22 protein-coding genes and 1 tRNA gene are annotated in these 23,927 nt (G+C 62.1%); 17 read left to right on the top strand and 6 right to left on the bottom strand.

The features are described from left to right. Nucleotides 1-60: 60 nt before the first annotated feature. The 4 genes from IGB42_RS13775 to IGB42_RS13760 all read right to left on the bottom strand — a co-directional run bounded on the left by IGB42_RS13775 (nt 61) and on the right by IGB42_RS13760 (nt 2,736). A complete protein-coding gene (locus IGB42_RS13775) occupies nt 61-645 on the bottom strand; it encodes a BON domain-containing protein (protein WP_159672562.1) in 585 nt (194 codons plus the stop codon). After that, nucleotides 646-1,236: a phosphoheptose isomerase gene (locus tag IGB42_RS13770; RefSeq protein WP_159672560.1), complete on the bottom strand. Its 591-nt coding sequence runs from the start codon at nt 1,234-1,236 to the stop codon at nt 646-648. Between the two features lie 136 nt (nt 1,237-1,372). Next, complete coding sequence (locus IGB42_RS13765; RefSeq protein ID WP_159672557.1) at nt 1,373-1,702, bottom strand: YraN family protein; 330 nt, start codon at nt 1,700-1,702, stop codon at nt 1,373-1,375. Continuing rightward, nucleotides 1,702-2,736 carry a penicillin-binding protein activator gene (locus tag IGB42_RS13760; protein WP_159672555.1) on the bottom strand — a complete coding sequence of 345 codons (1,035 nt, stop codon included), beginning with the start codon at nt 2,734-2,736 and terminating at the stop codon, nt 1,702-1,704. The genes IGB42_RS13765 and IGB42_RS13760 overlap by 1 nt, the downstream gene beginning before the upstream one ends. A 102-nt stretch (nt 2,737-2,838) precedes the next feature. Between IGB42_RS13760 and rsmI the strand changes: the two genes are divergently transcribed. The 4 genes from rsmI to IGB42_RS13740 all read left to right on the top strand — a co-directional run bounded on the left by rsmI (nt 2,839) and on the right by IGB42_RS13740 (nt 5,389). Then, complete coding sequence (gene rsmI / locus IGB42_RS13755) at nt 2,839-3,711, top strand: 16S rRNA (cytidine(1402)-2'-O)-methyltransferase (RefSeq protein ID WP_159672553.1); 873 nt, start codon at nt 2,839-2,841, stop codon at nt 3,709-3,711. A gap of 44 nt (nt 3,712-3,755) precedes the next feature. Continuing rightward, nucleotides 3,756-3,840, top strand: a tRNA-Leu gene (locus tag IGB42_RS13750). A gap of 520 nt (nt 3,841-4,360) precedes the next feature. Continuing rightward, a complete protein-coding gene (gene gvpU, locus IGB42_RS13745; RefSeq protein WP_159672551.1) occupies nt 4,361-4,837 on the top strand; it encodes a gas vesicle accessory protein GvpU in 477 nt (158 codons plus the stop codon). A 159-nt stretch (nt 4,838-4,996) separates the two neighbouring features. Further along, complete coding sequence (locus IGB42_RS13740; RefSeq protein ID WP_159672549.1) at nt 4,997-5,389, top strand: hypothetical protein; 393 nt, start codon at nt 4,997-4,999, stop codon at nt 5,387-5,389. A gap of 327 nt (nt 5,390-5,716) precedes the next feature. Here the strand turns inward: IGB42_RS13740 and IGB42_RS13735 are convergent, their stop codons facing one another. Beyond that, entirely contained in the window at nt 5,717-6,010 is a 294-nt protein-coding gene (locus IGB42_RS13735) for an Arc family DNA-binding protein (RefSeq protein WP_201799938.1), read from the bottom strand. An 803-nt stretch (nt 6,011-6,813) separates the two neighbouring features. On the opposite strand from IGB42_RS13735, the gene IGB42_RS13730 reads away from it, so the two are divergent. The 13 genes from IGB42_RS13730 (at nt 6,814) to mshL (ending at nt 19,835) form a co-directional block, all read left to right on the top strand. After that, the gene (locus IGB42_RS13730; protein ID WP_236822584.1) at nt 6,814-8,523 is read left to right on the top strand and encodes a GspE/PulE family protein; all 1,710 of its coding nucleotides are present in this window, start codon (nt 6,814-6,816) and stop codon (nt 8,521-8,523) included. Between the two features lie 4 nt (nt 8,524-8,527). Beyond that, the gene (locus tag IGB42_RS13725; RefSeq protein ID WP_159672545.1) at nt 8,528-9,757 is read left to right on the top strand and encodes a type II secretion system F family protein; all 1,230 of its coding nucleotides are present in this window, start codon (nt 8,528-8,530) and stop codon (nt 9,755-9,757) included. A gap of 161 nt (nt 9,758-9,918) precedes the next feature. Further along, nucleotides 9,919-10,326 carry a prepilin-type N-terminal cleavage/methylation domain-containing protein gene (locus IGB42_RS22555; RefSeq protein WP_159672543.1) on the top strand — a complete coding sequence of 136 codons (408 nt, stop codon included), beginning with the start codon at nt 9,919-9,921 and terminating at the stop codon, nt 10,324-10,326. A gap of 6 nt (nt 10,327-10,332) precedes the next feature. Next, nucleotides 10,333-10,815, top strand: a complete 483-nt coding sequence (locus IGB42_RS13715) for a GspH/FimT family pseudopilin (protein WP_159672541.1) — start codon at nt 10,333-10,335, stop codon at nt 10,813-10,815. Then, nucleotides 10,805-11,398, top strand: coding sequence for a prepilin-type N-terminal cleavage/methylation domain-containing protein (locus IGB42_RS13710; protein ID WP_159672539.1), 594 nt, complete (start codon nt 10,805-10,807; stop codon nt 11,396-11,398). The genes IGB42_RS13715 and IGB42_RS13710 overlap by 11 nt, the downstream gene beginning before the upstream one ends. Then, complete coding sequence (locus tag IGB42_RS13705; protein WP_159672537.1) at nt 11,391-12,287, top strand: type II secretion system protein J; 897 nt, start codon at nt 11,391-11,393, stop codon at nt 12,285-12,287. Before IGB42_RS13710 ends, IGB42_RS13705 begins: the two co-directional genes overlap by 8 nt. Next, a complete protein-coding gene (locus IGB42_RS13700; protein ID WP_159672535.1) occupies nt 12,277-12,717 on the top strand; it encodes a PilX N-terminal domain-containing pilus assembly protein in 441 nt (146 codons plus the stop codon). Before IGB42_RS13705 ends, IGB42_RS13700 begins: the two co-directional genes overlap by 11 nt. Continuing rightward, nucleotides 12,714-15,548 (top strand): DUF6701 domain-containing protein, encoded by a 2,835-nt coding sequence (locus tag IGB42_RS13695; RefSeq protein WP_159672533.1) that lies wholly within the window; start codon nt 12,714-12,716, stop codon nt 15,546-15,548. The genes IGB42_RS13700 and IGB42_RS13695 overlap by 4 nt, the downstream gene beginning before the upstream one ends. Before the next feature lie 154 nt (nt 15,549-15,702). Next, nucleotides 15,703-16,497, top strand: coding sequence for a hypothetical protein (locus IGB42_RS13690; protein WP_159672531.1), 795 nt, complete (start codon nt 15,703-15,705; stop codon nt 16,495-16,497). Further along, entirely contained in the window at nt 16,494-17,090 is a 597-nt protein-coding gene (locus tag IGB42_RS13685; RefSeq protein ID WP_159672529.1) for a PilN domain-containing protein, read from the top strand. The genes IGB42_RS13690 and IGB42_RS13685 overlap by 4 nt, the downstream gene beginning before the upstream one ends. Beyond that, entirely contained in the window at nt 17,090-17,734 is a 645-nt protein-coding gene (locus IGB42_RS13680; protein ID WP_159672527.1) for a hypothetical protein, read from the top strand. Before IGB42_RS13685 ends, IGB42_RS13680 begins: the two co-directional genes overlap by 1 nt. Beyond that, nucleotides 17,734-18,132: a hypothetical protein gene (locus IGB42_RS13675; RefSeq protein WP_159672525.1), complete on the top strand. Its 399-nt coding sequence runs from the start codon at nt 17,734-17,736 to the stop codon at nt 18,130-18,132. The genes IGB42_RS13680 and IGB42_RS13675 overlap by 1 nt, the downstream gene beginning before the upstream one ends. Next, the gene (gene mshL, locus IGB42_RS13670) at nt 18,129-19,835 is read left to right on the top strand and encodes a pilus (MSHA type) biogenesis protein MshL (protein ID WP_159672523.1); all 1,707 of its coding nucleotides are present in this window, start codon (nt 18,129-18,131) and stop codon (nt 19,833-19,835) included. Before IGB42_RS13675 ends, mshL begins: the two co-directional genes overlap by 4 nt. A 148-nt stretch (nt 19,836-19,983) precedes the next feature. On the opposite strand, the gene IGB42_RS13665 is transcribed toward mshL, so the two are convergent. Beyond that, complete coding sequence (locus IGB42_RS13665) at nt 19,984-23,559, bottom strand: EAL domain-containing protein (protein WP_159672521.1); 3,576 nt, start codon at nt 23,557-23,559, stop codon at nt 19,984-19,986. Between the last annotated feature and the right edge of the window lie 368 nt (nt 23,560-23,927).

Here is a 23,927-nt window from a genome sequence, read left to right as displayed (position 1 = left end):
TGGCCGCAAAAAAGGGCGTTCCCGGGAACGCCCTTTTTCAATGGCAACCGCGGCTGTGCTTCAGCCCGGATTGCTAGCTGGCGTGTACTGGATCAGCTTCACCACCTGCGTAACACCACTGATGCCCGCTGCTGCGGTGGCAGCGCGGTTGGCCAGATCCGGCGTGGTGATGCCCATCAGGTACACCGTCTTGCGCTCGGTAGTCACCAGGATGTGGATGGCGTTTGCATCGCCAGCCTGATTAAGTACAGCGGCCTTCACGCGTGTAGTCAGCTGGGTATCGTTGGCACGATCGGTCACGCCCGATGGCGACGCAATTACCAGCTCATCGTACAACTTTTTCAGCCCTGCCTCGTTGCGGGCGGCCTGCAATACCAGCGCACGGGCGGCTTCATCGGGGACTTCGCCCGTCAGCAGCATGTGGCCGGCAAACACGTTCACGTTTACGTGCGCTTTTTCCTTATAGGTGTCGAATACCTTGTTGGCCACGCGGGCGGCCATCTGGAAATCTTCCGCCTGCGTATCGCTCTTGCGCGGGTCGGAACCGATCCATGCACCCACGGCCACGCCGCCTGCCACCAGTACCGGCACACATGCGCTCAGGCCGGCAGCCAGCATGGCTGCCAACAGCAGTTTCTTCATCATTTATTCGCCTCCCAGCAACAGATAGTCAACCGCATCGCACAGCGCGTGGATGGCGGTAATGTGTACTTCCTGGATACGCGCGGTGCGCTGCGCCGGCACGCACAGGTGGATGTCCTCGCCACCGAGGATTTCACCGATCTGCCCGCCTTCGCGGCCGGTCAGTGCAATCACCGACATCTGCCGCTCGTGCGCGGCATGGATGGCCGAGACCACGTTGGGCGAATTGCCCGAGGTGGAAATGGCCAGCAGCACATCGCCGGAGCGGCCGATGGCGCTCACCTGCTTGGAGAACACCATGTCGTAGTCGTAATCGTTGGCGATAGCGGTAATCGCCGAGGTATCGGTACTGAGCGAAATGGCCGCCAAGCCCGGGCGCTCACGCTCGAAACGGCCAACCATTTCTGCGGCAAAATGCTGTGCATCGGCGGCAGAGCCCCCGTTACCGCAGGCCAGTATCTTGCCGTCGGTGATCAGTACCTGCACCAGCTTTTCTGCTGCTGCGGCAATCGCCGGCGTCAGGCGCTCCATCGCGGCCTGCTTGGCGGCAATGCTGTCCTCGAAGTGCTGGCGCACGCGTTGCTTCAATTCCATCCAGTCATCCTTGCTGTGGCTTGCCCGCAGTCACAATGCGCGGGCGGCCCGGTATCCGTGATCATCCGGCCTGGGTGCCGCGCATTGCGCGGCAACGGCCAGGCCGCTTGCCGCCCTTGGCAGCAACGCAGGCACCTTATCCTTCAATGCAGTTTTTCCACCAGTCGATGCGCTCGCCTTCGATGCACACGGCATCGAAGCGGCATGGCGGTGTGGGCCGCACGGTCATCAGGTAGGACTGTGCTGCGGCCCAGAGTTTAGCGCGTTTCGCCGCGGTGATACTGGCGGCGGCCCCACCAAAAGTACCACTGCTGCGCTGCCGGACCTCCACAAAAACCAGCGTCTTGCCATCGCGGCAGATCAGGTCCAGCTCGCCCGCCTTGCAGCGCCAGTTGCGCGCCACCACCACCAGCCCCTGCTGCTGCAGGAAGACGGCAGCGCGGCTTTCCGCATCCTGGCCCCGCATCAAGGCAGGTGGGTATCCGCAACCGGCAGCGGGGTCTTGCCCGGCAGGCTGATGGTCTTGAACTGCATGTCCCGCTGCACCACGCCACCGGCGCCGATGCTCAGCGTGCCACTCAGGCCATCGATGGCCACATTGCCGTCGGTGGTGCTCAGCGCTACGGCCACGCGCCACGCATCGATGCCCAGTGCAAACAGGCGCTCCAGATCGGCCGAGTTGGTGCGTACGCGCGGAAACACCGCGTAGATCGGATCATCCGGGTTGGCCAGCCAGGGCATTTCCAGGTAGCGCACGCCGGTCAGGTCCACCAGCGCGGTATTGGCCATGGTGCCGGCATTGATCTGCGAAGACGCATAGATCGGTACTTCGCTGCCCAGGTAGGGGCGCAGCTTGCGCGCCTGCCGCACATTGGTGGCCAGGAAGATGGCATCCACGCCCTCACCCGCCAGCCGGGTTTTCAGCGCGGCATAGCCGGCCACGCTGTCGCCCACTTCCACCACCAGCGGATCGCTCCCCAAGGCATCCAGCCATGCGGTGGCAAAGCCCGCATGCATGCGCTGGTTGAGCGTGCCCGCGCCGACCAGTACTGCGGGGTTATGCACGCCGTCTGCCGCCAGCTGGCGCGCCAGCGACGCGGCCTCCTGCTCCACCGACAGGCTGAAGCTGTACAGGTTGGGGCGGCGCAGCGTCTGCTCATCAAAGCTGTTGAGCGCCACCACCGGCACCGGGAAGCTGCCGTTGTCGGCCAGATAGTTGACCGCGCTGCGCGTCAGCGGCCCGATCACCGCAGCGGCGCCCTCGTTGACGGCCTTGTTATATTGCGCCAGCACGTCTTCGTCTTTTTCGCCGCTGTCGAATACACGCACCGGCGGCTCGCTGCCATCGCCATAGGCTTTTTCAGCCGCCAGCACACCGGTCTTCAGCTGCGTGACCGCCGGCTTGAACGCCTTGCTGTTCAATGGCAGCAGCAAGGCGATAAAACGCTGCCCGCTGTCGGCTGCGGCAGCAGCGGGCTCGGCCACAACGGCAGCAGCCACGCCGCTTGCAGCGTTTTCTGCCCGCACTGCTGTGCTACACAAGCTGACGAAGGTGAGCGCAGCGCCGTATAGTAGCGCCCGCCAGCCCCGTGGAATCCGAATATGCATACCGACCCTTATATCCCTGCCAAGTCCACATTATATGTGGTGGCCACCCCCATCGGTAATCTAAGGGACCTCACGCCGCGCGCGCTGGATATCCTGGCTGCAGCCGACGTCATCGCCGCCGAAGATACCCGCGTTACCGGCTTGCTGCTCAAGCACTTCGGCATCAGCAAACCCATGGTCAGCCTGCGCGAGCACAACGAACATGCGATGGCGGAAAAACTGGTGGCACGGCTGCAGGCCGGCGAAATCATCGCCCAAGTATCGGACGCCGGCACCCCCGGCATTTCGGATCCCGGCGCACAGCTGGCCGCCGCCGCGCACGCCGCCGGCATCACCGTGGTGCCGGTGCCCGGCGCATCCGCATTGACTACCGCGCTGTCTGCCAGCGGCTTTGTCTGTGCGCATTCGCTGTTCTACGGCTTTCTGCCCCCCAAGACCAAGCAGCGCCGCGATGCGCTGGCCGAACTCGCCGTGCTGCCCTACCTGGTGGTGATCTACGAAGCGCCACACCGCATCGTGGAATGCCTGGCCGATATCCGTGATGTATTCGGCGCCACCCGGCAGATTGCGCTGGCACGCGAGCTGACCAAAACCTTTGAAACCATCCGCCGTGGCACGCTGGATGAAATCGTCGCCTTCGTCGCAGCAGACAGCAACCAGCAACGCGGCGAATTCGTGCTGGTGCTGGACGCCGCCCCGCCCGCCCCGCTGGACGAAGCCGACGAGCACGACAAGGTACTGGCCCCGCTGGTGGCCGAGCTGCCGGTCAAGCAGGCCGTAGCGCTGGCCCAAGCGATCACCGGCGCACCGCGCAATGCGCTGTACGAACGCGCACTGACCCTGAAAAACGCCGCGCAGGATGACTGACACTTGTCATCAGCACGGTGGTGCCGCATAATCCGCCCTCTACCGCCCGGGTGGCGAAATCGGTAGACGCAGGGGATTCAAAATCCCCCGTAGAAATACGTGTCGGTTCGAGTCCGACCCTGGGCACCAATCAGGCTTCCTGAACAAGTTCAAGGAAGCCCAGAAAACCCCGCAAAGCTTAGGCTTGCGGGGTTTTTCACGTCCGCCGTAGTCCGTTATTGTCCATGGGCAGTCAGCGATTTTAGGTACACGCTTAGGTATACCGAATCGAAGATCTGCCCCGATATACCCAAGCCGCGCGCAATCGCGCCTCTTACCCGATACCGACTGGCGCAACGTCATAGCATCGGAACAATCCTTTGCAGTTGCATCCCTTGCACTCAGGTCTACGCAGTTGCCATTCCACAGCGCCAGTAGCCCCGCGCGCGGTAGATCCGGCGCGCATTGCCGATTGAAATGAAGGCGGGCTCAGCGGCCCCGATGCCAGCGCATTCCGGCAAATCATGCTGGATAAAGATGAACTCCAGGAGATATCCAACGGTCATTGCCAAAGAGTGCAGTGTACTTGGCAGCTTTGGTAATGCGACCGATGACTTCCTGGCAATCGACGACCATCCTTGGTTCATCCGCATTGAAGGAGCCACCGACCATGACCCAGATCAAACCCGGCACACCGCCACTGGATGACGTTACGCATGCCGCATCACAGAACGGCGACTGGTTCCTGCAAACCATCGTGCGCATGGTCAACACCACGGCGCTGCGGGTGCCGGTAACGCTTACGCTGGGCGGCGGTCTGGTCAGTGGTGATCTGATCAGCGGCAAGGAGTATTTCGCTGCTATCGGTGACATGTTTGCGACTGCGCCTGCTGCTGACGGCAACCAGATCGGCGCACAGCTGGCGAGCCACTTCGCCGGCCACGGCGAAACGGTTTATGGCCCCACGGAAAACAACACTGATCAGGCCGGCATGACGCGCCACGCGTTCATCCATTTGAAGAACGCACGCTTCGTTGACAATGCCGGCGCGATTCCCGATGCGGGCCTGCTGTGGCGCGGCCGCATTGATGAGGTGATCGGCTTTTCCTTGGGCTCGGTGCGTACTTCGCCCAAAAGCGACGGATGATGCCCCATCCATCGCCAACAATTTGTATCCGTGGCCGTGACGCAAGTCAGGGCTTCGGTTGTTTCAGTTGAATACAAATGATTTTTTACTGGCTGCACGACTGTGGCTAGACTGGCAAAGGCATCAGTCTATTAAGCTGTCAGGCGCCGGGGGCCAGCAATGAATCAGAACGAACTCGCTTCACAGGTGAGCGGGCTATCACAAGCTGTAGTTGACGACAAACGCTGGACGAACGAAACGCTGGACGTCGCAGTGCTCGGCATGCTGCTCTATGGGTATGCGCTGGCTGTCGGTCGAATGGTAATGATGCTCGATATTGAAGACATTGATGCGGCCGTTCAGAGGTGCTTCACCGATACGGTTGGTGCGGCCGGGAAGTGGAGCGAAGGTCTGGTCGCGGAAGCCAGCCTTTCCGCATCCGACAAGGCTCACCACCCGGGCAATCACGAACTGATTGGAGTGGGCCACTCTTACTTCGGCGTCAAAGACCGGCGTCTGGTTGTCGACAACATTTTTGCCAACATGGCGAGTGTACGCAGCCGAGCCGGTTGACAGTGCGCCATGCCTGTCGGAGCCCGATTCTTGTCATCGACGCAGGTCAAACACCGCGTCCAGCCAGAAATGAAAACCCCGCAATGCGATGACTGGCGGGGTTTTCTGTTGTGGGCAGCCTTACCCGCTCTGCATTGATCAGCACCTGCTTTGCAGGCTTGCCAACAGCACGCTTGGACATACTCTACTTGATCGATTGCGCCGTAACCCGCATGCGCCCAACCGTTTGCGCGAGTACACCGTCACGCCGATCAAGGCGCAAAGAGGCTTCCGGGCGAACTGTCCTGTCGCAGCAAGAGAAACAGGTACGCGTCACCCGGTCACCCATCAAGGCACCGGTGGAAAGGGTGTGGCATGAGGCAAGCTATCGAGCAGCTTCTTCCGCACGATAGCCAGCGATACACCATCCACTTCCAGCAGGTAAGAAATCACGGCCACCAGGGCCTCGGTCTGGTGGCGCTGGGTTTCTTCGATACGCACCAGCGTATCGAACGCCCCGGGCTGGAAGCTTTCCTGCAGGCGCACCACCACCTCCCGGTTCAACGACCGGTTTTCCTTGTCGGCGGCGGCTTTCAGCGTTTCGTACAACGCCCATGGCAAACGGAATTGACTGCGATACATGTCACTCATTACCTAATGTTGACGTGTATATAAGTGGTTCGTATAGTGACGGCTCGCCACTAACTTACAAAGAATTGCCATCTGCGGCATCTGGCAACGGCTGGCAAGGTCAGCCATGCCGCACTGCGGATGACCGGCCGTGGGCCGGAAACGATCTGGCATGTTCATTACCCTCTCCTTTCCAAGTGGGAATGCAGGCGGCAAGCAACACCCCCGGGTTGATATCCGCACGGATGCGGTGCTGTTTTCATCGCCGTCTCCTGTCACTTGGTGATGCATCACGCAGGATCAACGCTGCGGAAGCCGGTATTTTTCCGTTTGTGATGCAGCGCACATTCGCCTGAGTGGCCAGGCAAAACAGCGCCAGGACACGGTGCATCTACTCTGGGATGGCCTTGTGTTCGCCTCCATCGCCTGTCCGGTCAGCGGCGGCCTACGCCGGATTCGGCCCATTCCCGTCTCGGAATTCCCGGCCTCGGGTTGCCCAATCAACCTGTTCATCGATGCGTTCAGCCTTCGCCAAAACTGCATCGTTCCGGTTGGGATGCCAGGTATGGCAAAAAACCGCGCGCCAGACCGCCGCTCTGCACAGCCGCGCAGACCGGCTTGAAAATGCGCCAGTGGCTGCACGCGATGTAGCGCAACAGACAGCGGCGACACCCTCATTCCTGCAACAAGAAAAATTACCCGTCATATCAACCGGATGAAGAAACCAATTCCATTTTGGTTATTTTCTTGTAAGTTGATAGAGGGTGGTCATAGGCACTGCAGTGGTGCCGTGCTACCCGGCAAGCACAAGGGGGGTGAGCGTGGCCAAGCACGGCAAGCTAAGGCTGGGTGAGGTGTTGATCCAGCATCGGGTGATTTCGCAGGATCAGCTCAAGCAGGTGCTGGACGAGCAGCATGCCACCGGCCGCCGGCTGGGCAAGGTGCTGATCGAGAATGGCTATGCCAGCGAGCAGGACATCTGCCAGGCCATGGCAGTGCAGCTGAACATCCCCTTCATCAGCCTGGCCCACTATGATCTGAACCCGTCTTTGTCCCGCCGGCTGCCCGAAGCGCTGGCGCGCCGCGCACGGGCGCTGTTGCTGGAAGAGCGCTCTGATCACCTGCTGGTGGGCATGTGCGACCCCAGCGATATTTATCTTTATGATGAAATCTCCAGCACACTCAAGCAGGAAATCTCCGTTGCCATCGTGATGGAAAACGAGCTGATCCCCGCGCTGGATCATGTGTACCGGCGCACCGAGGAAATCAGCGGCCATGCACGCGCGCTGGAGCAGGATCTGGGCGATGTCGACGCGGCGACGCCGGTGGTGGAACTGGCGCGCACGCAGGAAGATGCGCCGGTGGCACGGCTGGTGCAGTCGCTGTTTGAAGATGCCAGCCAGGTGCAGGCATCGGACGTGCATATCGAGCCGCAGGAAAGCAGCATCAACATCCGCTTCCGCATCAATGGCGAGCTGCAGCTGCAAACCGTTGGCGATATCCGCATTGCCGCCGCGCTGGCACAGCGGCTGAAATTGATTGCCGGGCTGGATATCTCCGAGCGCCGCCTGCCGCAAGACGGGCGCTTCCAGATCGAGGTCAAGCAGGGGCCGCTGGATGTGCGGATTTCCACCATGCCCACGCCCTATGGCGAATCGGTGGTAATGCGGCTGCTCAGCCAGGCCGGCCATGCGCTGCGGCTGGACAAGCTGGGCATGCCCGAAGCCATCCTGCGCAAGCTGCGCACGCTGCTGGGGCGCAGCAGCGGCATGCTGGTGGTCACCGGCCCCACCGGCAGTGGCAAGACCAGCACGCTGTACGCAGCGGTGAGCGAGATCAACGACGTGCGCAGCAAGATCGTCACCGTGGAAGACCCGATCGAATACCGGCTGCCCGACATCACGCAGATCCAGGTCAATGACAAGATCGAGCTCAGCTTTGCGCGCGTGCTGCGCTCGGTACTGCGGCAAGACCCGGACGTGATCCTGGTGGGCGAAATGCGCGACCAGGAAACCGCGCAAGTGGGCATGCGCGCCGCCATGACCGGCCACATGGTGCTGACCACGCTGCACACCCGCAATGCGGCCAGCACGCCGGTACGGTTGATCGACATGGGCATTCCGCCCTACCTGGTGGGCGTATCGCTGCAAGCGGTGATCGCGCAGCGGCTGGTAAAACTGATCTGCGATCACTGCAAGGAGCGCGCCAAGCCCACGCCGGTAGAGCAGGAATGGCTGAAGCAGACGCTGGGCGATGCCGTAGCGCAGTTGCAACTGAAGCATGGTGCCGGCTGCAGCCATTGCCATAACACCGGTTACTCGGGCCGCGTGGGCATCTACGAGATGCTGGAAATGAACAGCACGCTGGCAGCGCTGATCAGCCAGGGGCAAACACAGCCCTTCATCAACGAAGCGCAGCAGCAGATCCGCGGCACCAGCCTGTTCGATCAGGCGGTGCGGCTGATGGAAACGGGCCGCACCACGGTGCAGGAAGTGATCCGCCTCAACAACCTGCTGGAGGAATAAGCCGGTGCTCACCTACAAATACCGCGGGCGCAACCTGCGCGGCGAGCTCGTCACCGGCAAACAGCAGGCGCGCAGCGAAACCAGCCTTGCCACGCAACTGATCAACAACGGCATCGTGCCGGTGATGATCGAGGAAGACCGCAGCGAGCAGAATGGCAACACGCTACGCGCGCTGTTGCGGCTGGAGCGCATCAGCACTGAAGACATGCTGCTGTTCACCCGCCAGATGCACGCCATGCTCAAGGCCGGCATTCCCATCATGCGCTCGCTGGCCGCACTGCAGCAGTCCAGCGCCAACCCGGCACTGGCCAAGGTGATCCAGGCGTTGCGCAACGGCCTGGATGAAGGGCGTGAGCTCTCGCAGGCCATGCGCCAGCGGCCAGACGTGTTTTCGGTGTTTTTTGTCAGCCTGATTCAGGTAGGGGAGCTCACCGGACGGCTGGATGAAATTTTCCTGCGGCTGTTCCGCTACCTGGAGTTCGAGCACAGCACGCGCCGGCAGATTTCCTCCGCGCTGCGTTACCCCAGCTTCGTGCTGGTGGGCGTGATGATCGCCATTGCCACCATCAACGTATTCGTGATCCCGGCCTTTGCCAAGGTCTACAAGGGCTTCAATGCCGAGTTGCCGCTGCTGACCAAGGTACTGATCGGCATCTCGGACTTTACCGTCGAATACGGTGCCGCCATCGGCATTGCCTTCGTCGCGCTGGTATTGGGCATCGGTTACTACCTGAAAACACAGGGTGGCCGCTACCGCTGGCACAAGCTCAAGCTCCGGCTGCCGGTGGTGGGCGAGATCGTGCACAAGGCCACCATGTCGCGCTTTGCGCGGGGCCTTGCCATCACCATGAAAAGCGGGGTGCCGGTGTTGCAGGGCGTGGGCGTTGTCAGCCGCGTGGTGGACAACGACTACATCGCGCTGCGCATCGACCAGATGCGCCTGGGCATAGAGCGCGCAGAGAGCGTCACCCAAGCGGCCACCACCGCCGGGGTATTCACCCCTGCGGTGCTGCAGATGATCGCCATCGGCGAGGAAACCGGCGAACTGGACGAGCTGCTGGCCGAGATTGCCGACATGTACGAGCGCGAGGTGGACTATGGCGTGGCCACGCTGGGGGCGCGCATCGAGCCCTTGATGATCATGATGCTGGCCGGGGTGGTGCTGGTGCTGGCGCTGGGGGTGTTCCTGCCGATCTGGGATCTGGGCAAGGTAGCCATGCATGGCGGTCAGTAAGCGGCGGAAACCGCCCCTTCAAAAGAGCCGGGCAGCTACCGACAAAATGGTTCGCATCGGTAGCTTTTTCCCGGCAATTCCATTATCAATAAAATTAGCGTCATATACGGGTAAGCAAATACCGGAGCGCTAGGGCATTTTTCTGAACAGGGGAAGCAGAAATGGACAGGCGACAAGTTGGTTTCACCTTGCTGGAACTGGTAATGGTGATCGTGATTCTGGGCATCCTGGCCGCCGTGGCGCTGCCGCGGTTTTTCGATCTGTCCGGCGATGCCAACAAATCGTCGCTGGCCGGTACGGTAGCCGCCATCAACTCCGGCAATACCATCAACTATGGTGCACGCAGCATCGACGTTGCCAATGGCGTGGCCGTGGCATCACGGCGCGGCGTGGCAGTGGCCAATTGTGACGATGCGTGGAAGCTGATCGGCACTGGCGCAGCGACGCAACCTGCCGGCTACGTGATGACCCCTCCTGCCACGATTCCGACCACGGTGGGCTCGCAATTCACTTGCACAGTCACCGCCAACGGCAACAACGGCAGTGTGGTGCTGACGGTCATACAGTGAGCCGGCATGATATCGGCAGCCCGCACACTGCCAGCGCCTGTACCATGCCGCCCGCTGCGGCATGGGGGCTTCACGCTGGTGGAGTTGATCATCGTGATGTCGGTCATGGCCATCTTGCTGGCCATGCTGGCACCCCGCATGTTCAACACGCAGCAGTTCACCGTGCGTGGCTTTGCCGATCAGTTGATAGCCAGCCTGCGCTTTGCGCGTGAAACTGCCATTGCCCAGCGCGCGCCCGTCTACGTGCAGGTAAGTGGCAACCAGGTGCGTTTTTGCCTGGATGCGGCGTGCACGTTGCCAGCGACCGGAGCGGATGGCAAAAGCCCGTATATCGTCAGTGCGCCCGGCAGCGTGAGCATCGCCGGCAGCGGCAACTTTGCCTTCGATGCGCTGGGCGCCGCGACGCTGGCCAGCCCCATGACGCTCAGCCTGGTGGGCGACGTGGGGCAGATCATCACCATCGAAGCGGATACCGGCTATGTGCACTGATACAGCCAGCCGCCCTGCGCAATCCACCCCGCTGACCAGCGGGGAGACCCGCGCTGCCGCACCCGGCTTCCAGATTTATCCAGCCAGTACCCGGGCGAACGCGCCCTGTCTGCCGGTTCGCCCGTCCTGCCTCCGGCAGCGCGGCTTCACCCTGTTCGAGCTGATTTTCTTCATCCTGATCGTCGGCATCGCGGTGGCCGGCGTCACACAGGTTTATGCAGTGGCAGTCCGCGCCAGCGGCGACCCGATGCTGCGCAAGCAGGCGTTGATGATTGCCGAGTCGCTACTGGAAGAAATCGAGCTGCAGCCATTTGCCGCATCATCCACGCCCTACAGCGGCACTAGCCGCAGCCTGTTCGATCACGTGGCCGCGTACAACGGCTATACCATCACCGGCATCAGGGATCTCAACGGCACCGCCTTGCCCGGCCTCAGCGCCTATACGCTGGCGGTAACGGTGCAGGCACCGGCTGCGGCCATCGGCGGGGTCACCCCGGCCAATATCTGGGTGATCACCGTCACGGTGACGGACGGGGCCGGCGCCAGCACGCGGCTGACCGGCTACCGGTTCAATTATGCATAGCCGCAAGCTGCTCACGCCCCGTCGCCCCCTGCCCCGCTTGCAGCACGGTTTTTCGCTGGTCGAGATGATCATGGCGCTGACCATACTGGCGATCATTTCCGCCACAGTGGCCATCTTTCTGGATGGCCCCATCCGCGCCTACCTGTTGAACCGGCAGCGCGCAGAGCTGGTAGCCACTGCCGACGCCAGCATGCGCCGCATCAGCCGCGATCTGCATCTGGCCCTGCCCAACAGCATCCGCCTTGCCAGCAGCGGCAGCACCGTACTGCTGGAAATACTGCAAACCCGCAACGGCGGCATGTACCGCGACCAGAGCAGCAGTGCCGGCACTGGTGATCCGCTCCGCTTCGAGGGCGACAGCGCATTCGATACCCTGGGCAGCCTGCCCGCCAGCGGCAATACCGCCATCGTGCCCAATCAGGATCAACTGGTGATCTTCAACCTGGGTTTCGGCCCGCAAGATGCGTATGCGGGGCAGAACCGCAGCCTGATCCGCACGGTATCGGCCGGTGCGCTGGCCGACGAAACCCATATCACCTTCGATGCAACAACCTTCCCGCTGTCGTCCCCCGGTGCACGTTTCCAGGTGATCAGCGGCGCGCTGACCTTTTCGTGCACGCCCGGCGCGGCCGACAGCGCCGGCAACGGCACCGGTACGCTCAGGATGTGGCGCAACTACACGATACAGACCACGCAACCGCTGGTGCAGCCGGCAACAGGGACTGCAGCGCTGCTGGCCAGCAACGTCAGCGCCTGCAGCTTCCAGTACGATCCGGATCCGGTTGGCGCAGCGCAGCGCAATGGCGTTGCCACACTGCAGCTGACACTGACGCGCGGTGGCGAATCGGTCAGCCTCTACAACGCGGTGCATGTCAGCAATGTGCCGTAACGGCTTTGCGCTGATCAGCGCCTTGTTCCTGCTGGTAGTGCTGAGCGCGCTGGGTGCCTTCGTGATGACGTTGTCGACCACATCGCAGCAAAGCGCCACGCTCGATTTCCAGGGTAGCCGCGCCTACCAGGCGGCACGGGCCGGCATCGAATACGCGGCCTTCCAGGCGCTGACCAGCGATAGCTGCACCAGCGCCAGCATCAGCGTGGGCGGGTTGCTGGCCGACTTCGTGATCAATGTGCAATGCACACGCAGCACGCATAACCAGGCCGGCAATACCATCACCGTGTACCAGCTGACTGCCACCGCGTGCAATCTGGGCATCACCGCCACCTGCGGCCCGGCACAGCGCAGCCCCAACTATGTGGAAAGGCAGATTTCCGCCACGGTGGCCAAATGCCTCGACACCAGCGGGGGGGCCTGCGCATGAGCCCACGCGGAAACCTGTTGCGGTGCATGCTGCTGGCATTGTTGCTGCTGGTGGCCAATCCGCTGCGGGCGGCCATTACCGAAGTCGCCGCTACCACCGCGATCGGTGCCAATGGCACCACGGCCTCGCTCTCGATAGCGGTGCCGGCCGGCACGCTGGCCAATGATGTATTGCTGGTGCAGATCAGCGCATCCAAGGCGAGCGAAACCATTACGCCGCCAGCGGGCTGGACACTGATCCGCAGCGAAACCGCAACGCTGCTCGGCGCCGGCATGACGCAGGCACTGTACTACCGCGTGGCCACCGGCACCGAAAGCGCGTCGTACAGCTTTGGCGTGTCCATCCCCACCTGGGTGGCGGGCAGCATGATCAACTTCCGTGGCGTCAGCACCAGCTCCCCGATCTTTGGCCATAGCGGTCAGGGGGGCGTCTTGCTGCTGGCCACTGCGCCCGCGGTGGCATCGTGCCCGGTCGGCGCCATGCAGGTGGGCCTGTTCGGCTTCAATACCGGCGCACTGGGGCTAACCATCGGCGTGGGGCTGTTTCCGTACGCGTCCACCACCACCAACCCGGTGCTGGGTGTCACCATCGTCAACGGCGGCAATGTCATGGGCGCTGCCGGTACTTGCCCGGCGGTCACCACGCTGGCGGTCAGCGTCACCGCCAACGTTGCCCAGCAAGTGGTGCTCAGGCCTGCAGTGGTGCCCGTCACCATCGATCACTTCGAGCTGAACCCGCCCACCACCGGCATTACCTGCCAGCCGCAGAACATCACCGTCAAGGCGTGCATGGATACCGCGTGCACCAGCCTCTACAGCGGCTCGGTATCGGTCACGCTCGGCCCTGCCAGCGCCTGGGGCAGTGCGTCGTCGCAAACGCTCTCCAATGGCACCGGCACCTATGCATTCCAGCCACTGATACCTGGTAGCTATACCTTATCGGTGCTGTCGTCCAATCCCACTGCAGTGGGTGCTACCACCTGCCCCACCGGGGGCAACGGCACCTGCACCATACAGATCTACAACTCGGGGCTGGTGTTCAACCCGCCCACTTATGTGCTGCCCAATCTGGTATCGGGCATCAACTCCGCCACCATCACCGTGGCTGCGTTGGGCAGCGATCCCGCCAGCAAGCAGTGCATACCGGCCCTGGCCAATGTCACCCGCACGGTGTCGTTCTGGAGCAGCTATCTCAACCCGGCCAGCGGCACCAGGGCGCTTACGCTGATTGCCAATCCCAACGGCGCGGCCACCACCAATACGCTGCTGGGCATTTCCCCCGGCACGCCCGTGCTGCTGACCTTCAACGCCAGCGGGCAGGCGCAGATCCAGCTCAATTATCCGGATGTGGGCCAAGTGGGGCTGAACACGAGCTATGTGGGCAGCGTCGCCACTGCGGACCTGGGATTGAGCCTCACCGGCAGCGCCAGCTTCTATACCAAGCCCTATACGCTGGCGCTGAGCAACATCAAGCGCACCAGCGATAACAGCAGCCCGCCCAGCAACCCCACCGGGCCTTCATCCGCGCTGTTCGCCCGCGCTGGCGATGCGCTGACCATGACGGTGACGGCGAAAAACTTCGCCGGCCAGGCCACACCCAATTTCGGCAAGGAAACCCCGGCGCAAGGTGTGGTGCTGACATCCACCCTGGTAGCGCCGGCAGCCGGCACCAACCCTGCGGTGCTGCCGGCCAGCGGCAGCAGCCAGTTCGGCGGCTATTACCTCAACAGCGGTTTCAGCGGTGGCGCCGTCACATTGACGGACCTGGTTTGGAACGAGGTGGGCATCATGCAACTGGTGCCGCACGTGGCCAATGCATCCGGCCTGGGTTACTTCACGCTGGGGGACCTGGGTAGCGGCGATGGCTCGGTACAGACGCCGTCGGCCAATCTGGGCCGCTTTGCGCCGCACCACTTTGCCATGGGCACGCCAACATTGACCAACCGGGCCGACCTGAGCTGCAGCCCGGCATCCACCTTTACCTATCTGGATGAACCGCTGTCCGCACAGTTCCAGCTGACCGCGCAAGCTGCCGCCAACCAGACCACCCGCAACTACGACAGCACGCTGGGCTTTGCCAAGCTGGTCAGCACCACTTCGTTGGGGCTGGCAGCAGCCAATATCGCCGGCGGCAGCGTGCAGCCGCTGAACAGCCGGCTGACCGTCACCGCGCAAACCGTCAACTGGTCTTCCGGCGTAGCCAACGTGAGCCCCACACTGAAAATTGCCCGGGCAGCAAATCCGGACGGACCGTACCTGAACAGCTATATTGGTACTGCACCCGGCGACAGTGACATGACAGCACTGGCCAGCAGTGCACTCAATATCGATACGCAAAGCAGTGGCAGCGCCAATCACGCCAGTCTGGGCAGCACCATATTGCGCTATGGCCGATTGAAATTATCCAATGCACTGGGTTCGGATCAGCTCGATTTGCCGGTGCCGGCAATACTGGAAAGCTGGAATAACGGCTTTACGCAAAACCGTGATGACAATTGCACGGTGGTATTGCCATCCGGCATTGGCGTAGCCAGCCTTGGCAATTACACCGGTGGGCTCAATGCCGGCAATATGGGCGCATCGCATATCAATTTCGGTACCGCGCCGGCGCGGGCAATCCAGGGCAAGGTGGCGTTGTCGCTACTGCGCCCGGCAGGCACGGTGAAAGGCAGCGTGGACATCACCATAGACCTTGCTGCCAACGGGTTTTCCTATCTAAAAGGCATTCTGGCCGCGGGTAATTTCAATGCCAGCCTGATGCCATGGGCACGGGCGGCATTCGGCCTGTATGCAAGCCGGCAGCCCATGATTTACCTGAGGGAAAATTACTGATGGCCCATGCGCAGGGATTGCCACGATGACCATACTGCACAGAATGCTGAAATTGATACAGCGCCGCAGCCGCCATCTGAATTGGACTGCAATCGGCTTCGGTATGCAGGAATACACGGCGCTCAGCATATCGATGCTGGGCAAAAAGCCGCGGATGACCGCTTTCTCCACATTGAATGCCGCAGATCTGCAGCAATTGCGCACCGGCAAGGATAAAGTCACCACGCTGCTTGATCCCGGCCAATACCGGCTGCTGCAAATCGACACCCCCAATGCCGCCCCGGATGAATTGCGCACCGCAGTGAAATGGCGCATCAAGGACATGCTGGACCGGCATATCGATGACATCACCATCGACGTGATCGATATCCCCATTTCCCGCGAGGTGGTACGCACGCCCATGCTGATGGTGGTGGCTGCCAACAACGATGCGATCCAGTCCCGCATCAAGGTGCTGCGCGACGCCAGCATCCCGCTGGACGTGATCGATATCCCCGAACTGGGGCTGCGCAATGTGGCGGCATTGCTGGAGAAACCGGGCCAGGCGGTGGGCATGGTGTGGTTCGGCAACGGCCAGGGCCTGTTGCTGGTGGTTCACCACGGCGAACTCTTCATGTGGCGCAACCTGGAAACCGGCAGCGGCCGCTATGGCATTGCCAGCGACCACGACAGCTACGTGGACCGCACCGTGCGCGAAATCGTCCGCACGCTCGACCATGTGGACCGGCACTTCAGCGAACTGTCGCTCAGCCACCTGGCCATCCTATCGGCCGAGGACAGCGCGGATCTCGTCGCCGGGCTGGAGCGCACGCTGGACCTGCCCATCGAACTGGCACACCCGGCAACACTGATCGACGGACTGGAAGAACAGCTGCCCGATCCGGTGCAGCAGATGGCGCTGCTGCCGCTGATTGGCGCGGCACTGCGCGTGACGGACGACTTGCGATGACCCAGCAGATCAACCTGTTCAATCCGCTGTTCCGCAAGAAGACCAAGATCTTCGGCGCGAACTTCATCGGCCTGACACTGGCGATACTGACCGTATCGGGCCTGCTGGCGTGGGGCACTGCACGTTACCAGGTCTACCGGCTGACGCAGCAACTGCAGGTGCTCGAAGAGAGCAAGGCCAAGCTTGCCGCCAACCGCAATGCCGAAAGCGGCAAGACCGGTGAAACGGCGGAAAACCAGCAAGTGGCCAACCACCTTGCCGAGGTCAACAAGACGCTGCTCGAACGGCAGATGACCATGAGCAAGTTCCAGTCGAGCTCCCGATCGTTTTCCGCCTATCTGGATGGTTTTGCCGGCGCACAGATCAGCGGCGTGTGGCTGACCGTCATCGATATCAAGGCCGACAAACTGTCGCTGGAAGGCCAGGCGCTGTCGGCACCGCTGATCCCAGCCTATCTGGACGCTCTCAAGCAGCAACGCGTGTTCACCGGCCAGCAATTCGGCGCCTTGCAACTGGGCAGCGTGGCTGGCAGCAATGCCATCCGCTTCGAGCTGCAGAACGTCGATAGCGGCCCTGGCAAGGAGAAGAAGTGATGACGCCCTTCCTGCGCACGCAATGGGCCAAGCTCAGCTACTACATCGACGCGCAGACCATGCGCCAGCGGCTGCTGATGCTGGGCGTTGCGGTGATGGTGCTGGTGCTGCTGGGCGACAACCTGTTGCTGCGGCCGGTGCAGAAAGAGCGGGCCCGCTTGCAGAAGGCACTGGGTGGGGTCAGCGAGGAACTCATCTATTACGACAACCTGCGCAGCCTGGAGATCGACATGCAAAGCGGGCTGGTGAAAGCCGACATCCGGAAAATGGAGAGCGACATCGCCGCGCGCACTGCGGAGCTTGCCGAGCTGCGCAAGAAGTTCATTCCGCCCTACAAGACTGCCGAAATGCTGCGGGGCCTGATCAGTGCAGAACCCAAGCTGACGCTGGTCAGCATGGAAACGCTGCCCCCTGCCAAGCTGGACCCGCTGGCCAACGAACAGAATGCGCTGTGGCAGCACAGCCAGCGAATGACGCTGCAGGGGGATTACTTCGTGGTACGCAACTACCTGCGTGCGCTGGAGCAGAGCGACTGGCCGATCTTCTGGCAGGAAATCCGCCTCGACAGCGACGGGCGCGGCCCCGCGCGCGCCACGCTGACGTTTTCCTCACTGAGCGAGGACGAACAATGGCTGGATCTGTGATGCCCCGGTGGCTGGCCCGCCTCGTACTGCTCGCGCTGGTCCTGCCGTGCATGCCGGCAGCGCATGCCGAAACCGACCCGATGCGCATGCCGGCCGCAGCAGCCCCCGCCAGCAGTGCCAGCAGCGCGGCGATGCAGCGCGCACCGCTGGTGCTGACGCTTATCAGGCTGCGCGGCACGCAGCGCACCGCGTGGATCAACGACCGCCCGCTGATCGTGGGTGACCGCATGGAAGGCGCCACCGTAACCGCCATCGACCTGGCCGGTGTCACCTTGCAGCGTGACGGCCAGCGCGAATACCTGGCGATCACCCCGCCGGTAAAGATCAAACGTGCCGCAGCAGCGGCCAGCAAACCAACGCGAGCCAGACCAACGATAACCGGGGAACCCGCGCCATGAACAAGATCATCAGTCTAGCCGCCCTCTGCCTGGCAGGGTGCGCTTCCACCGCGGACCGGCAAGCCAATCTCAGCGAAATTCGCCAGGCCGTGGCAGAAGCCACTGCGGCCGCAGCCAGCCGCGCCGCTGCTGTGCCGCCACCTGCCCCGGTAGTGGAAGCCGCGCCACGCCCGGCACCAGCACGCGAAATCGCCTCGCCGCGCTTCGATCTGGTGGTCAACAACGCCCCCATCCAGCAGGTACTGATGGGCATGGTGGCCGATACGCCGTACAACATGATCGCGCACCCCGATCTGAAGGGTACCGTTACCCTGCAGCTCAAGAACGTGAGCGTACCCGAGGTGATGCAGGCATTGCGTGATCTGTATGGTTACGACTACCGCATCGATGGTAACCGCGTGACGGTGCTGTCGCCCGGCCTGCGCACGCGCATTTTCCAGATCAACGTGCCCACATCGGTACGTAATGGCGAATCGGAAGTGCGGGTGATTTCCGGCTCGATCACCGACAACAACGCAGCCAATTCCAGCACCGGTACCGCCAGCGAAACCATCGTCAACAGCACGCGCATCCGCACCAGCAAGAAGAACAATTTCTGGGAAGGCCTTACCGCATCGCTGGCCACGCTGGTACCGCCCGGTGAGGGGCGCAGCGTGGTCGTCAACCCGGATGCCAATGTGCTGCTGATCCGCGCGATGCCCGAAGAAATCCGCGCAGTGGAGGATTACATGCGAATCGTCCAGGGCAGCATGATCCGGCAGGTGGTGCTGGAGGCCAAAATCCTCGAAGTGCAGTTGAGCGACGGTTTCCAGAGCGGCATCAACTGGAATGCGCTGGGCGCCATCAACGGCCACCCGTTCGGCTTTGGCGTGGGGGTGAATGGCAACGCGCTGAAGTTTCCCGGCGTAGATACGGTGAACGCCACGCAGGCATTGGCGCTGGGTGGCGGGTTGACGGGTGCACAGGGCCGTACTGCCAGCGGCCTGTTTGCCATGGCGTTGCAAACCACGGACTTCAGCGCGATGCTGCAAATTCTGGGCAGCCAGGGATCGGTGGAAGTATTGTCCAGCCCGCGCATCGCCACGCTCAACAACCAGCAGGCCGTCCTCAAGGTGGGGCGTGATGAATTCTTCGTGACCGGCGTAACCACCAACAACACCAGCAATGGCGTCACCACCACCTATTCGCCATCTTTCACCACGCAGCCGTTCTTTTCCGGCGTGGCGCTCGATGTCACGCCCACCATCGACGGCGAAGGCCATGTGATCCTGCACATCCATCCATCGGTCAGCGACGTCAGTACCGTCAACAAGCAGATCGATCTGGGTGCTGCCGGCACCTTCACGCTGCCGCTGGCGTCGAGCTCGATCAAGGAAACGGATAGCGTGGTGCGCGCCAGCCTGGGCCAGGTGATCGCCATCGGCGGCCTGATGAGCCGCACCTCATCACGCAACCGCAACGAGGTGCCGGGCCTCGGCCAGGTACCGCTACTGGGGGCGCTATTCAGCAACGATGCCACCAGCTCCACCAAGCAGGAACTGGTGATCCTGCTCAAGACCTCGTTTGCCGATGACGACAGCAGCACACTGCAGCAAGTGAGCGAGCGGCTATCCACCTTCGATACCGGGCCGAACTCGCTGTCCTTGTCCCTGTCGCCGTCAATATCGGTGCCAGCTGCGCCAGCACCTGCCCCGGCACCCTGAACGGCAGCCGTCACAGTGAAGAACGAAACAGGGGCAGCCCGGCAGGCTGCCCCTGTTTCATTTCCACGCTGCAATCCACGCCTGGCTGGCGGTGGCACAAGCACCCAGCTGCATGTAGCAACCAGCGCCGCTCATCCCGTTTGCCGTGTCAGCCTGTCTGCAGTTGCAGATCGAACTGGCGGAACGCATCCCTGAGCTGGTGTTTGAGCTGCTCGGGTTGCCATGGCTTGGTCAGGTAACGGAAGACGGCCCCCTCGTTGATCGCCTGCAATACCGTTTCCACATCGATATAGCTGCTCATCGCCACGCGTACCACGTTCGGGTGCAGCCGCTTCAGGCGGCTGAGCAGGTCCGCATCCGCGCTGCTGCGCTGGCTGGGGTCCACCATGATCACGCCCACTTCGTTGATGGCGAGCACATTGAGCGCCGCCTCGGTGCTGTCCACATTGAGGATGTGGTAGCCCTGCTCGCTCAGATCACGGAACAGGTAGGAATGCACGCGCAGATCGGTATCGAGCACCAGCAGCGTACGCGGATTGCGGTTGAGTACCACCTTGGGCAATTGCAGGCTGCCATCATGCGCCAGCAGTTGCGCGCAGCTGCTGACCGGCAGCGGCGGCGAATAATAATAGCCCTGTATCTGCTCGCACCCGGCCTGCAGCAGGAAGCTCAGTTGCTCGACGGTTTCGACGCCCTCGGCCACCACGCTGATGCCCAGCGAATGCGCCATGCTGATGGTGGCGCGCGTCATCGACGCGTTTTCGACGTTCAGATGCACATCATCGATGAAGCTCTTGTCGATCTTGAGCTGGCTGAACGGATAGCGGCGCAGGTAGCTGAGCGCCGAATAACCGGTGCCGAAATCATCAATGGACCAGCGTATGCCGGCCGTTTTCAGGTCCTGCATGATCTTCAGCGCCACGTCGACATTCTTCATCAGCAGGCCTTCGGTCACTTCGAGCTTGATGCGGCCTTCCGGAATGGCGTGGCGGGCCAGCGCACCGGTCACGAACTCGACGATGGCCGGGTCCTGCATGCTGAGCGCCGATACATTGATCGCCACCTCGCCCGGGTCGTACCCGGCCTGCAGCCACGTGGCCACCTGGCGCATCACGGTCTCGATCACGTAGTAATCGAGCTCCTTGATCAGCCCAGTTTCCTCCGCCACGCGGATGAACTCGATGGTGGGAATGAATTGGCCGTTGACCGACCAGCGGATCAGCGCCTCGAAGCCGCATAGCGTGGACGACGACAGCTCCAGTTGCGGCTGGTAGTACATTTCCAGCTCGGCATTGGCAATGGCATGGCGCAGGTCGCGCTCCAGCGCCACGCGCCGCTGGATCGATTCGTTCATCGGCAATTCGAAGCGGCTAGCCTGGCTCTTGCCCTGCTCCTTGGCCCGGTACATCGCGGTATCTGCGTTGCGCAGCAGGTCTTCGGCCTTTTCGCCATCACCCGGGTAGAAGCAGTAGCCCACGCTGGCGCTGGCATACACCTTGACGTCGCCCGCCAGCTCGACCGGCTCCGCCAGGCTCTGGCGGATGCGCTGCAATACGCCTTCCACATCTTCGGTGCGCTGCGCCTCGGGCAGCAGCAGCACGAATTCGTCGCCCCCCAGGCGGGCAACAGTATCGAATTCACGCACACAGGTCTGGATGCGGTTGGCCACTTCCACCAGCAGCCGGTCCCCCACCGAGTGGCCCAGGCTATCGTTCACGTACTTGAAGTTATCCAGATCGAGGAAGGCCACCGCAAACTGCTCGTGCTTGCGGTTGGCCTGCACGGCCGCCTGCTGGATGCGATCGAGCAGCAGCGTGCGGTTGGGCAATGCGGTCAGCGTATCGAAGTTGTTCTGATGCTCGAGTTCATCCTGGTAGCGCTTGATATCGGATATATCGCTGAGTACGCCGACAAAGTGGCTGACATTGCCTTCACCATCGAACGATGGCGCCACGCGCAGGTCGTTCCAGAACATGGAACCATCGCGCCGGTAGTTGCGCAGCACCGCTTTGCCCTCGATGCCCTGTGCAACAGCCCGCCGGATTGCCAGCAAGCCTGGCTGATCATGATCATCGCCTTGCAGGAAGCGACAATTGCGCCCCAGCACCTGATCCCGCGTGTAGCCGGTGATGCGCTCGAACGCCTGGTTCACGTAGATCAGCGGCTGCTGCGGATCGAGGTTATCGGTAATGGCAATCGCGCTGACGCTGGCTGCGATCGCCCGCTCGCGCAGCCGCAGCTCCAGGTCCACCACCTGCTGCGCGGTCACATCCTGCATCACCAGGATGGCGCCCTGGATATGCTGGCGCTCATCGGTAAGCGGCACTACCGAACTCAGCACCTTGCGTGCCTCGCCATCCAGTGCCACCACCTGCAACGTTTCGTGCAGCGTGGTTTTGCCCACCGTCAGCGCCGAATGCAATGCATAGCGCAGCGCCGACAGCGCATCGCCTGCTTCCACCTGAGGGGGCGTTACCGTCTTGTCGACCTCCAGCTGGGGAATGCTGCCGCCCCAGATCCGTACGGCCTCCGGGTTGTGCAGCATCAGCCCACCGCGTGCATCGGTCACCCAGATGCCCACCGGCAGGGTATTGAGCACCTGGCCGATCAGCGCCTCGCTGTGGCGCAATGCCACCTCGGCACGCTCGCGCTCGGCAACTTCGATACGCAATGCAGCAGTACGCTCGTTGACGAGGTTATCCAGCCGCTTGAAAAAGCGCACGCGCGCCAGGCTGGTGGCAAATTGCTGCCCCAGCGTGGTCAGCGCTTCCAGCTCTGCATCCTGCCACGCGCCAGCGTCATCGCGCACCACATTGAGAAAACCCAGGATGTCGTTGCCGACACGAATCGGCACGCATGCGTGCTGCTGATCCCCCGGCAATACCTCACAGCTGGTCACATTGAATGCGGAATGGGCATCGTCATTGGGCTGCACGTGCCCGCACGGGCAATCGGGCTGCTGCAGCTTCTGCAGCGTGCTTTCGGCCAGATCACCGCAGATACCGGCCAGCCGGTATTCGCCGGGCAGCGCATTTTCTTCCGAGAGCAGCGCCCAGCCGCTGCGCAGGTGCGGAAAGCGGATCAGGGTGGCCAGCGCTTTCTCGATCACTTCATGTTCGTTCTGCTTGTCGGTCAGGCTGGTGGAAAAATGGAACAGGCTGTCGAGCAGCGAGTACGACTGCATCAGCTCGCTGTGCTTGGTGCGCAACTGGCTGTTGAGCTGTATGCCCTGCTCATAGGTGGAAATGAGCAAGTCCAGGATTTGCTGGCGGTGCGCGGTGATCAGGTGGCGCTCGCCCCCCAGCACCACTTCCACGCCCCGGTTGGCGGCATCGTTATGGCGTACCTCCTGGTTGGCCAGAAAGTAACGCACGCGCGCGATCAGGTATTTTTCTTCGTAGGGCTTGAGGATGAAGCCATCCGCGCCACAGGCCAGGCCGCGCACCACGTCGCGCGCGTCGGACAGGCTGGTGACCAGCAGGATGGGAATGCCCTGCGATGCCGGGTCGAGCTTGAGGTGGCGGCATAGCTCGTAGCCGTCCATGCGCGGCATCACCACATCGCTGATGATCAGCGTGGGGCGGCGCTCGGCCACCAGATCCAGCGCCACCAAGCCGTTGTTGGCCGTGCGTACCACGCAACCATGCGTTTCCAGCAGGCCGCTCAACAGCGTTGCCTGCGTGGGGCTATCTTCAACGATCAGTACTTCCACGCCATGCAGCATTGCACCTCCTCACTGCAATACGCGTCCGCGCCGGGTATGCCGCGCTCTGGTGACCGCTGCCACGCAGCGCCGCACCCGTGCCGTTCGCGGCACATCCCATGGCTGCATCCGCATGTTTTCAACGAACAGTTAAATCAAGAAAGAATCAACCAAGACAACAATGTCTTTTTCTTTCCTGTTTATAGATGAAAAAAACGGGCAGCACTAAGCAACACCAAGGCCAGCGGGAGGGCTATGCGGGGTAAGTCAGCAGGCAGGAACGAGGGAAACCGCTGTTGCAGCCGGATTCATGGCGATATGCAGGACCGGGCTGTACGCGCCCGGGATTCTCCGAAGCGCATGTTTCGAATAACAGAGTGGCGTCAGCA

The sequence above is a fragment of the Andreprevotia sp. IGB-42 genome (assembly GCF_009848685.1).
In the GTDB taxonomy this organism is placed as follows: domain Bacteria; phylum Pseudomonadota; class Gammaproteobacteria; order Burkholderiales; family Chitinibacteraceae; genus Andreprevotia.
The sequence above is the reverse complement of the archived record's forward strand: the minus strand, read 5'-3'. Positions and strand labels throughout refer to the sequence as shown.